Annotated in this window: 8 protein-coding genes; all 8 read left to right on the top strand. The window is 52.2% G+C overall.

The window, feature by feature from the left end; all coding sequences use genetic code 11:
* Positions 1 to 155 precede the first annotated feature (155 nt).
* The 8 genes from pyrF to Q3886_RS04730 all read left to right on the top strand — a co-directional run bounded on the left by pyrF (position 156) and on the right by Q3886_RS04730 (position 11604).
* A complete protein-coding gene (gene pyrF, locus Q3886_RS04765) occupies positions 156 to 869 on the top strand; it encodes an orotidine-5'-phosphate decarboxylase (RefSeq protein WP_301860027.1) in 714 nt (237 codons plus the stop codon).
* Positions 870 to 874: 5 nt separating this feature from the next.
* Positions 875 to 1462, top strand: a complete 588-nt coding sequence (pyrE, locus tag Q3886_RS04760) for an orotate phosphoribosyltransferase (RefSeq protein ID WP_301860026.1) — start codon at positions 875 to 877, stop codon at positions 1460 to 1462.
* Between the two features lie 18 nt (positions 1463 to 1480).
* On the top strand, positions 1481 to 2419 hold the full coding sequence (locus tag Q3886_RS04755; protein ID WP_301860025.1) for a hypothetical protein: 939 nt from the start codon (positions 1481 to 1483) through the stop codon (positions 2417 to 2419).
* A 312-nt stretch (positions 2420 to 2731) separates the two neighbouring features.
* Complete coding sequence (locus tag Q3886_RS04750; RefSeq protein WP_301860024.1) at positions 2732 to 3682, top strand: aspartate carbamoyltransferase catalytic subunit; 951 nt, start codon at positions 2732 to 2734, stop codon at positions 3680 to 3682.
* The gene (locus Q3886_RS04745) at positions 3666 to 4955 is read left to right on the top strand and encodes a dihydroorotase (protein ID WP_301860023.1); all 1290 of its coding nucleotides are present in this window, start codon (positions 3666 to 3668) and stop codon (positions 4953 to 4955) included. Before Q3886_RS04750 ends, Q3886_RS04745 begins: the two co-directional genes overlap by 17 nt.
* The gene (locus tag Q3886_RS04740) at positions 4952 to 6010 is read left to right on the top strand and encodes a carbamoyl phosphate synthase small subunit (RefSeq protein WP_301860022.1); all 1059 of its coding nucleotides are present in this window, start codon (positions 4952 to 4954) and stop codon (positions 6008 to 6010) included. Before Q3886_RS04745 ends, Q3886_RS04740 begins: the two co-directional genes overlap by 4 nt.
* A gap of 2 nt (positions 6011 to 6012) precedes the next feature.
* Positions 6013 to 9219 carry a carbamoyl-phosphate synthase large subunit gene (carB, locus tag Q3886_RS04735; RefSeq protein WP_301860021.1) on the top strand — a complete coding sequence of 1069 codons (3207 nt, stop codon included), beginning with the start codon at positions 6013 to 6015 and terminating at the stop codon, positions 9217 to 9219.
* Positions 9220 to 9480: 261 nt separating this feature from the next.
* On the top strand, positions 9481 to 11604 hold the full coding sequence (locus tag Q3886_RS04730) for a TonB-dependent siderophore receptor (RefSeq protein ID WP_301860020.1): 2124 nt from the start codon (positions 9481 to 9483) through the stop codon (positions 11602 to 11604).
* The last annotated feature ends 43 nt before the right edge of the window (positions 11605 to 11647 follow it).

Here is an 11647-nt window from a genome sequence, read left to right as displayed (position 1 = left end):
CATATTATAATACCACTTTTATTGCTATAGTACCACAGGATTCGCCGTAGTACGGAATTTGTATCATATGTCAGCGGCATACCAAAATTGACATACCCAGTAAAAAATGACATAATAAATTTGATATGCCTACATTTCCTTGAGGAGGGGTACGAATGGCAGATAGCCGCATTATTACCGCTTTGGACGTCCACTCGCTGGCGGACATGAAAAAGCTTGTAGAAACGCTTGGCGACAGTATTTCTTTTTATAAAGTCGGCATGGAATTATTTTACAGTGCCGGTCCCGATGCTGTACGATATTTGAAAGACCAGGGAAAACAGGTTTTTCTTGACTTGAAACTTCACGACATTCCCAATACCGTTGGCCAGAGCATACGGGCCCTGACCCGTCTTGGCGCCGATTTCATGACCATTCACGGCACTGGCGGCCGGGCCATGATGATGGCTGCTGCTGAAGCGGTCCGCGACGAAGCGGCTAAGCTTGGCATTTCCCGGCCCAGACTGCTGGCTGTTACGGTTCTGACCAGTATTGATGAAGAAGCGTGGAAAGAAATCGGCGGCGCTTATAGCATTGCCGAATCCGTGCAGAACCTGGCAAAGCTGGCAAAAGAATCGGGTATAGACGGTACCGTTTCTTCGCCGTATGAAGCCAAAGCCGTACGGAAGCTGAACGGTCCGGATTTCCTCATCGTTACGCCGGGGATTCGTCCGTCCTTTGCCGCTGCAAACGATCAGAAGCGGTTTACGACGCCGGCTGAAGCCCTGCGGGACGGCGCATCTCATCTGGTTATTGGCCGGCCTATTACCAAGGCAGAAGATCCGCGGGAAGCGGCAGAAAAGATTTTGGCAGAAATTCAGGAGGTATAAAAGCGATGATGACAGAAGCAGAAGTAAAACAGCTCTTAGTAGACACCAAAGCCGTGCTGGAAGGACATTTCCTGTTGACCTCAGGCCTTCACAGCCCGCTGTATGTAGAAAAATTCAACGTCCTCCAGCATCCGGAATATACGGAAAAGCTGTGCAAAGAACTGGCAGAACGGTTTAAAGATCAGAACGTGCAGACCGTTATAGGTCCCATGACCGGCGGCATTCTCCTGGCTCATGAAGTAGGTAAGGCTCTGGGAACGCGGGCTATCTTTACGGAACGGGAAAAAGGCGTTATGACCCTGCGCCGCGGCTTCCGTATCGAACCGGGTGAACGGGTCCTCATTGTGGAAGATATTGTGACCACTGGCGGCTCTGTCCAGGAAGTAGTCAACGTCGTGAAAAAAGCCGGCGGCGTCATCGTCGGTGTCGGCCTTCTCGTCGACCGCAGCGGCGGCAAGGCAGAATTTGGCGTGCCCAAAGATAAAGTCCAGGCCCTTCTGCATCTGACCGTGCCGACCTATCAGCCCGACCAGTGCCCGCTGTGCAAAGAAGGCGTTCCCATGACGGAACGGGGCAGTCATCATTTGAAATAAGCCGCAGGGAGAGATAGTATGGAATTTTTATCAGCAATTGGCCCGTTTTTGGGTATCGGCCTCCTTGGCGCCCTGTTTTCCCGGTTTACCGGCGTAAATATGAGCATGTGCATGCTCATGCTGTTCCTGTATCTGGGAGCCCGGCCAGGCGAAGCAATAGTGGCCATGCTTCTGTTCAATGCCTTTACCTTTTTTACGACCTATTCCCAGGAACATGCCATGAATATGAAAAACTTCACCTTCTTTCCAGGTGTTCGCTTTATCATCCCCGTGGCAATTACAGTCGTTCTGGCAGCGCTCAGCCCATTTGCCGGCATTATCTTCTTTATCATCGTCTTTCTGATGGAAATTTTTGCCCGCCAGTACCGGGAAATGGATGCGAAAACACGGCCGGCAAAGGGAAAGATCGTGCAGATGTGTGTCATTGCCAGCCTTTGTGCCGTCGTCGGCGTAGCCCTGGTTCCGCTTATTTCCGAAACCTATTACTATGCCGTTTCCGGCATGGTCATTCTGGCCTTTTCCGTCCTGATGTGGCTGGCCGGCGACCGGCGGAAATGGACGGGCGCCTGGGATAAAATCCTCTATGCAGCGGCGTTCTTTGCAGGGGTGTGCGGTTTTGATACCAGCGACTGGCTGCAGGCCATGAAGCGCTCCAATCCGTCGCCTCTGTCGCAGAGCTATTCCATCGTCATGCATACGGCCATCATGGTGGCCCTCGTCGCCGCCTATGCGTTATACCGGTATTTTCCCCTCAGCGCTCTGTTTACGACTGTTGGCGCCGCTGTAGGCATCCGCTTCTTCGGCATCTATGTCCACGGTTCCAAAGGCAAGTTCTCCTATGTGACGCTGAGCCTCGCCGTTCTGGCGGCGCTGGTATTCATGATTATCCAGCCTGAGCCCGCAGGACTGCCGGTTTTGCCGGAATCGGAACAGTCTCCGTCGTTCTTTAATTTTTAAAATCTTTGCAGCGCACAGCCTGAGTTTTCCGTCAGGCTGTGCATTTTTTGTATATCCCCTGTTTTTCTATGCCATATCGGTTACGGTGAAGTCGGCAGGAATTGCCGTGCCTGCGGAAAAACTGCTTGACTTTACGCCGCCATCTATATAAAATAGATAAAGAATATGACGGCAGTCCTGTGAGGCTGCGCAGATTGGAAGAGTAATGTTGTACCTTTAACGTAGTCCAGAGAGGCTAAGAAGGGACATATTTTGCCATGCTTATGATATGACCTTTGCCTTTGGGCAAAGGTCTTTTGTTATATAAGGAGGATGTCAATGGCTAGCATTCAGGGCAAGAACCTGTTAGGGCTGCAGGACCTGTCGAGAGAAGAAATCGAAATGATCCTGCACGTAGCAAAGAAGATGAAAACCGTCGTCAACAGCGATAATAAAAAGTTGTCGCTCCTCAAAGGAAAATCTGTTGTCAACATGTTCTGGGAACCGAGTACGCGGACGCGCGGTTCTTTTGAAATGGCAGCAAAATACCTGGGTGCCGATGTCATCAATTTTACGCCCCGCGGCAGTTCCATTCAGAAAGGGGAAAGCTTCCGCGACACCTTGCTGACCGTCACGGCTATGGGCGTCGATGCTATTGTTATGCGGCAGAAACAGGAAGGATCACCGTGGTTTGCTGCAACATGCGTATCCCCTGTCATTATCAATGCCGGTGACGGCGCTCATGCCCATCCGACGCAGGGACTTCTCGACCTGTTTACCATTCAGGAAGTAAAAGGTCACGTAGACGGCCTGAAAGTGGTCATTGTTGGCGACATCGACCACGGCCGCGTTGCCCGTTCCAATATTTACGGCCTGCAGAAGATGGGGGCGCAGGTCCATCTCGTCGGCCCGCGGACCCTGCTGCAGCCCGAACTGGCTTCCATGGGTGTGACCATTCACTACAATCTGGAAGAAGCGATTCAGGATGCAGACGTCGTCAATGTCCTGCGCATTCAGAAAGAACGGCAGGGCATCGGCTTCTTCCCCAGTGCCGGCGAATACAATGCCCTCTTCGGCATTAATCAGAAGCGCCTGGCTCTGGCGAAAAAGGACGTCCTCGTCCTTCATCCGGGCCCGATGAACCGGGGAATAGAAATTGATACGGATACGTGTTACAGTGCCTGCTCGTCCATTCAGGAACAGGTCAAGAACGGTGTGTCCGTCCGTATGGCTGTATTATATCTGACAATTATGGGAGGCGATGACGTTGACATTACTCGTTAAAGGCGGCAGAGTCGTAAATCCGGCGATGAACCAGGACGAACTGTGCGATATTCTCATTGAAAATGGCAAGATAAAAGAAGTAGGCAAAAACCTTTCCGCAGCCGGTGCAGAAGTGCTGGATGCGACGGGCAAGGTCGTAGCGCCCGGCTTTATTGATATGCATGTCCATCTCCGCCAGCCTGGACAGTCCGGCAAGGAAACGATTGCTTCCGGTACGCGCGCAGCTGCTGCCGGCGGCATTACCCGCGTAGCGACCATGCCCAATACGAAACCGGTCATTGACAGCGCCATCGTTGTCGACGGCATGAAATACCGCATTGCCAGAGAAGGCGTAGTAAAGGTGGAACTTATCGGCGCTGTTTCCAAAAATCAGGAAGGCCAGGAACTGGCAGCTCTGGGCGCCATGGCCAAAGAAGGGGTAGCGGCCTTTTCCGATGACGGCCACTATATTGACAATGCCGATTTCATGCGCAAAGCCATGGAATATGCCAGCATGTTCCATAAAGTAATTATCGAACACTGTGAAGACTCCAATCTGGTCCGGGGCGGCCAGATGCACGAAGGCGTCGTTTCCAATGAACTGGGCCTCAAAGGCCGGCCAGCCGTAGCTGAAGACATTGCAGTTGCCCGCGATATTTTCCTGGCCGAAGCGACGAGAACGCCGGTGCACATTGCCCATATCAGCACGAAAAACGCCGTCGAACTGGTACGCCAGGCCAAGGCCCGGGGCGTTCAGGTTACGGCAGAAGTAACGCCGCAGCACCTCATTTTCACCGATGAAGCCCTGCGTACCTATGACACGCGGTTCAAAATGAATCCGCCTATCCGCTCGGAAGAACACCGGGCAGCCTGCGTGGAAGGCCTGAAAGACGGCACTATCGACGCCATCGTCACGGACCATGCGCCTCACGAATGGGAAGAAAAAGATCAGGAATTCAACCTGGCTCCCAGCGGCTTCGTCGGCCTGGAAACAAGCGTTGGCGCCATTCTGACTTACATGTACCACCAGGGAATTATGGATCTGCCGGCTATCGTACAGGCTATGTCTGTCGCACCGGCCCGGATTCTCGGCCTCGATGCCGGCGTCATTGCGCCGGGCAAAGACGCCGACCTGACCGTACTGGATCTGGATACAGAATGGGCTGTTGACGCCAGTGCCTTTTACTCAAAATGCAAAATGTCGCCGTTTGACGAAATGATATTCAAGGGAAAAGCTGCCGCCACCATTGTAAATGGCGACGTAGTGATGAAAGACGGGGAGGTCTTACGATGAAAGGAATTCTCCTGCTAGAGAATGGACAGAAATTTTACGGTACCATGCTGATGGATGAACCGGCTGTTGGTGAAGTCGTATTTAATACAGGCATGACGGGCTATGAAGAAACCTTTACAGATCCGTCCTATGCCGGCCAGATTATTACCATGACCTATCCGCTCATTGGCAACTACGGCGTATTTCATGAAATCGACCAGGCCGACCGGCCCTATGCTGCCGGCTTTGTCGTAAGCGAACTCTGTGATGAACCGAGCAACTGGCAATGCGAAGGAACTCTTGCTGACTTCATCCGGGCCCATCACATTCCCTGCCTCTACGGCGTCGATACGCGGGCCATTACGCGGGCTATCCGCAGCCACGGCGTCATGAAAGGCGTCATCGTGCCGGAAACGATGAGCGAAGAAGACGTGCAGAAACTGATGGCCAAGCCTCTGGAAACGCAGGTCGTCCGTCAGGTAACGACGAAAGAAATCAAACATGTCGGCGACGGCAAGTATCACGTAGCCGTCATGGATTATGGCGCCAAAGCCAATATTCTCCACGATCTCGTGCGCAACGGCTGCCGCCTGACCATTTTCCCGGCTGAAACGAAGGCCGAAGACGTTCTGGCCATCAATCCGGACGGTATTTTCCTCAGCAATGGCCCTGGCGACCCGCGGGATATTCCCTATATTACAGAAGAAGTAAAGAAACTCATTGGCAAGAAACCGATTTTCGGCATCTGCCTGGGACTGCAGCTCCTGGGCCTGTCCCTGGGTGGCCAGTGCCGCAAACTGACCTTCGGCCATCGCGGCTCCAACCATCCTGTCAAGGATGTCCGCACCAACCGGGTCTATATTACCTCCCAGAACCACGGCTACGTTATTGACGAAGCGTCCCTGCCGGACAACGTCGTCGTAACGCACCGCAATCTCCATGACAACACGCTGGAAGGCTTTGAAGTGCCGGATAAGCAGATTATGTGCGTACAGTACCACCCCGAAGCTTCTCCGGGACCGACGGATAACCTGTACCTGTTTACGCAGTTTGTCAGCATGATGGAGGATAAATAATTATGGTAGAAGGATTGAAGAAAGTACTCGTTATCGGTTCCGGCCCCATCATCATCGGCCAGGCTGCCGAATTTGACTATGCCGGCACGCAGGCCTGCCGGGCCCTGAAAGAAGAAGGTCTGGAAGTCGTCCTCATCAACAGCAACCCAGCGACGATCATGACCGATGAAGATATTGCCGACCGCGTCTATGTAGAACCCATTTCCCTGGACTACGTAACGGAAGTTATTGAAAAAGAACGGCCTGACGGCCTGCTGGCCACCTTGGGCGGTCAGGTCGGCCTGAATATGGCCGTTGAACTGGCCAATGCCGGCGTTCTGGACAAATATAACGTCAAACTGCTGGGAACCCATTTGTCGGCTATTGAAGAAGCAGAAGACCGGGAACTGTTCAAAAAGGCCATGAAGGACATTAACCAGCCTGTTCCGGAAAGCGATATTTTTGAAGATGTTCCGTCGGCTATGGCTTTTGCTGAAAAAATCGGCTATCCTATCATCGTCCGTCCCGCCTTTACCCTGGGCGGTACCGGCGGCGGTATTGCCAAAGATGACGACGAACTGTTCATGATTGCCACCAGAGGCCTCAAGCTCAGCCCGATTCACCAGATCCTCGTCGAACGGTCTGTAGCAGGCTGGAAAGAAATCGAATACGAAGTCATGCGCGATAAAGCAGACAACTGCATTATCGTCTGCAACATGGAAAATATCGACCCTGTCGGCGTCCACACCGGCGACTCCATCGTCGTCGCACCGAGCCAGACTCTGAACGACCTGCAGTATCAGATGCTCCGCACGGCGTCGCTGAATATCATCCGCCGTCTGAAAATCGAAGGGGGCTGCAACGTTCAGTATGCCCTGGACCCGAACTCCAACCAGTATTACGTTATCGAAGTTAACCCCCGTGTCAGCCGTTCGTCTGCCCTGGCTTCCAAGGCTACAGGCTATCCCATTGCCAAAGTTGCCGCCAAAGTGGCAACAGGCCTGACACTGGATCAGATTACCAACGCCGTTACAGGCAAGACGACGGCCTGCTTTGAACCGACTCTGGACTACTGCGTCGTCAAGTTCCCGCGCTGGCCTTTTGAAAAATTTGCCCTCGCCGATAAGACATTGGGCACGCAGATGAAGGCTACCGGCGAAGTTATGGCCCTGGACCGCTGCTTTGAAGGGGCTCTCCTCAAAGCCGTGCGCTCCCTGGAAATTGGCGTCAACTACATCAGCCTGAAAAAGCTGGAAGGCAAATCGGTCATCGAAATTGCAGAACTGCTGAAACAGGTCGATGACGAACGGCTCTTCGTCGTCACCCAGGCCCTGCGCCTCGGCCTGAGCGAAGAAAAAATTCACCACATTACAGGCTACGACATGTGGTTCATCAGCAAGATCCGCAACATTGTCAAACTGGAAAAACGGCTGCAGAAAGACGGCCTGACCGAAGACGACGTGCGCCTGGCCAAACGGTACAGCATACCTGATGCGGTCATTGCCGGATTTACAGGCAAGACCGAAGAAGAAGTCCGTGCATTCCGCCAGGAAAAAGGCATTACGCCGACCTTCAAGATGGTTGATACGTGTGCTGCCGAATTTGAAGCGGCTACGCCATATTATTACTCCTGCTATGCGTCGGAAGACGAAGTCAAGCCCCTGGGCGACAAGAGCGTCATCGTCCTCGGCTCCGGTCCGATCCGCATCGGTCAGGGCATTGAATTTGACTACTGCTCTGTTCACTCCGCCTGGGCGCTGCGCAAAGCCGGCATGAACAGCATTATCATCAACAACAACCCCGAAACAGTCAGCACCGACTTCGATACGTCAGACAGCCTGTACTTTGAACCGCTGACCGTAGAAGACGTCATGGCCGTCATTGACAAGGAAAAGCCTGTCGGCGTCATCTGCCAGTTCGGCGGCCAGACGGCCATCAACCTGGCAGCTCCTCTGGCCAAACGGGGCGTCAAGGTTCTCGGCACGTCTGTCGAAGGCATGGACCGCGCCGAAGACCGCGAACGGTTCGATGAAGTCTTGAGCAAGCTGAATATTCCCCGCCCGGACGGCCGCATTGCCACGAGCGACAAAGAAGCCATGAAAGTATCGCAGGAACTCGTATTCCCCCTCATCGTCCGCCCGTCTTACGTCCTCGGCGGCCGGGCCATGGAAATCGTATACAACGAAAAAGAACTGGAACGATACCTGCGGGAAGCCGTCATCGCTTCGCCGGACCATCCTATCCTCATTGACGAATACATGGTAGGCCGGGAAGTGGAAGTCGATGCCGTTGCTGACGGCACAGACGTCTTCATTCCGGGCATTATGGAACAGGTCGAACGGGCCGGCGTTCATTCAGGCGACTCCATTGCCGTCTATCCGCCGCAGCACTTGTCGGCTGAAATGATTGACCAGATCATCGATTACACGACCCGCATTTCCCTGGAACTGCAGGTAAAAGGGTCCGTCAACATCCAGTTCGTCGTATCCCGCGGCAAACTGTACATCATCGAAGTCAATCCCCGCTCCAGCCGTACGGTCCCCTTCCTGAGCAAAGTCACCCATGTGCCTATTGTGGAAATTGCAACCCGCATCGCCCTGGGGGCTACGCTGAAAGAACTGGGCTATTCCGGCGGTCTCATGCCGGCTAAATCCCACGTCGCTGCCAAAGCGCCGGTCTTCTCGTTCAGCAAGATCGGCCTGGCCGAAATCGCCCTGGGGCCGGAAATGAAGTCGACTGGTGAAGTCATGGGTATTGGCCATTCCTACTCCGAAGCCCTGTACAAAGCCGTCAACGGTGCGAAGATGCGCATTCCTGCCGGCGGCACCATTCTCGTCACCGTCGCCGACCGGGATAAGGAAGAAGCCCTTCAGCTGGCGCATGGCTTCAAAGAACTGGGCTATCACATCATTGCCACCGAAGGAACGGGCAAATACTTCCATGAAAACGGCATGGATGTAGACGTAGTCCGCAAGATTCACGAAGAAGGCCAGAACATTGCCACCCTCATTCGCGGCGGCAAGATTGATCTGGTCCTCAATACTCTGACCTATGGCAAGCATCCCGAACGGGACGGCTTCAACCTGCGCCGCATGGCTGTCGAACTGGCTGTACCGTGCCTGACTTCACTGGATACGGCCCGGGAAGTCCTGCGCGTCTTTGCCAATAAAGGCAAGAACAAAGGCTATCACCACGTCGCAGCCCTTCAGGATTACGACATGGAACGGTAAGCAAGACTGCTTAATTTCATACATATGACAAACAGGCTCATCCTTTGCGCAAGAAAGGGTGAGCCTGTTTTTTTTTCCCTGTCCATACGTTTGTGGCAGTACAGCAAAATATTAGAAAAATGTTAGAATTGTAACAGCCCTGATAAAAAGTTGTGGGAAAATTGTTAATGGTATTGATTTTCACGTATCAATATGATACAATTCAACAGTCTTGATAAATTGTATCATCTATAAAAGGAGATAGTACGGATGAAAAGTCATATGTCAGAACGAACGATCTTGTTAACAGCTGCTATTACGGCCTCTTTGATGGCCCCTGCATTTGCGGCTGATTCTGTTGCTCCCTCGCAGAGCACGAAAGAAGTTATCGTCACGGCAACGCGGACGGAAGAAGAAGTGAAAAATGTTCCTAACTCTGTGGAAGTCATTACAGCTGACGACATCCAGAAATTGGGAGCCGCTAACGTATATGATGCTTTGAAACTAGCCGATAATGTCAATATTATTCCCCAGAACAACGGCTTTGGTCGGCGCATTTCCATTCGCGGCGGTGCTACCAATGAAGGCCTGATTTTGGTCAATGGGCACCGTATCGCTGTTGAAGATACGTCTACGTCACAGAATCTCATGACCTTGGACCGCATTAATGTCAACAACATTGAACGCATTGAAATCGTCCGCGGCGCTGCTTCGGCTCAGTACGGCTCCGATGCCCTGTCTGGCGTCATCAACATCATCACCAAGACTTCCGGAAAAGATGAATCCCTCACGGCTGGTGTGACGACGGGAACCGAAAGCATCAATAATTACTACCACGTCGAAACCGGCGACATTGGCAAGTTCAGCGGCTCTGTCGACGTATCCATTGGTAAAGACCGGAACCGCATGATGCAGAACGGCATGGGCTATCTGTACGGCCCGAAGCACAGCGTCGACTTGAATGGGACGTACCGCTTCAATGACCATCAGTCCCTGCGCCTCGATGCATCGTACTTTAAAGCTGATCAGGAAGCAGATTGGCCGGGATTTGAATCATCGACAGTACGCCCTGCTATAACGGGCATGGTAATGGGGATGATTTATGGGAGTAAGGATAAGCCGGGTATGAAACCTAGCATGAATCGGGGCGAAGCAATTGCACTTGCTAATAAAGCGCTTGATAAGTATCTGACTTATGATCCCAATAAAGCGAAATTGGATCAGGAACAAAAGAACATCAGCCTTACTTTTGACGGGAAAAGCGATAAAAATAACTATACCCTCCGTACGTACTATAGCCGCCTGGAAAAATCCCGCCTGCTCCCGTATGAAATTATGGGCGCGGCAGCAGGTGAAATTGCCAAAGATCTTATGAATGTAACCATGCCGTTTATTCCGGTGCCAGCAGGTGAAGTTCCTACATATGGTGAAACAAATAAATACACGGTCTGGGGTGTTGAAGGCAAGGACAGCATGGCCATTGGTGATAATCATCTCCTCACCTTTGGCGGTGAATATACGTCCAATACCGTTGAAGGAAATAATGTAGCCGGTGCTTCTAAAGACACGCAGACTTATGCTGGGTACGTCCAGGACGAATGGATGGTAGGCGACAAGCTCCTCCTCATTCCGGCTGTCCGCTATGATCATCACAGCGACTTCGGCTCCAAGACGACGCCGAAAATCGGCGCCACCTATTTCCTGAACAACAACAGCCGCTTCAAAGTAAACTGGGGCAAAGGCTTCAAGGCACCGACCGTTACGGAACTGTACAGTGATTTCTATCATGCCGGCAATACGATTTGGGGGAATCCTGATTTAGTGCCGGAAGAATCGACGAACTTCGACGTCAGCTATGAACTGGAAGGGCACGGCAACTTCGGCAAGGTTACGTACTTCAACAACCACGTAGAAAATTATATTACAACCCATAATATTCCCGATGGCACAGGATCTTCCTTGGAAGACAGTACGTGGTCTCAGTACTACAACCTCGACGGCACGACGAAACTTCACGGTGTCGAACTGGAAGTAGGCCGCAACTTCAACCGCAACTGGACGGCCAAGATTAACAGCAACTGGACCAGTGCCAGCAACAACGTGACTTCGTCCGGCAACAGCGGCCACGGCGTCGACGGCATTGCCAAGAATATGACTACCGCTCAGGTCATCTATGACGACCTGAAACCATATGGCTTTACGTTCAACCTGTGGGATCAGCTGGCCTATGATTATTCTGACGGAAACAACGAATATACATACAATACGCTGAACTTCGTTGTCACCAAAAAATTCGGCGAAGGCAAACGGGTCTTCGTAGGCCTCGACAATATTTTGGATAAGAAAATTGGCGCTATCAACCTGGACGGCCGCATGTGGCGCGTCGGCGCAGAAGTAAAATTCTAATTTGTAATATAAAAGCATATAGGATAAAGGACCTGTTCATTGT

Source organism: uncultured Megasphaera sp., from assembly GCF_958350005.1.
Lineage (GTDB): Bacteria > Bacillota > Negativicutes > Veillonellales > Megasphaeraceae > Megasphaera.
The sequence above is the reverse complement of the archived record's forward strand: the minus strand, read 5'-3'. Positions and strand labels throughout refer to the sequence as shown.